Genomic DNA, 223 nt, shown 5'->3' with positions numbered 1-223 from the left:
AGGACGAGATGGTCGCGGCGCTCGACTACTGCCTTCATGGCCAGGGCGGCGCCGCTCCCTCGATCGACCCCGCCCTGCACGGCCTCGTCGACGCCGCGCACGCCGCCGGTGCGACCACGACCTCGGACATCGCGATCGCGACGTCCGCCGACGGTGAGGCGCTCACGAAGGAGATCTTCGGCGACCGCGTCGTGTGGGTGCCGTGGCCCCGTCCAGGCTTCCA

The 223-nt window shown here is 72.2% G+C and carries 1 pseudogene; it reads left to right on the top strand.

The window, feature by feature from the left end:
• Positions 1-223: pseudogene (locus F0U47_RS20615) on the top strand (bifunctional rhamnulose-1-phosphate aldolase/short-chain dehydrogenase); the annotation flags it as partial.

This window comes from Nocardioides antri, from assembly GCF_008373765.1.
GTDB lineage: Bacteria > Actinomycetota > Actinomycetes > Propionibacteriales > Nocardioidaceae > Nocardioides > Nocardioides antri.
Note: the sequence above shows the minus strand (reverse complement) of the source record. Positions and strands in the feature narration are given on the sequence as shown.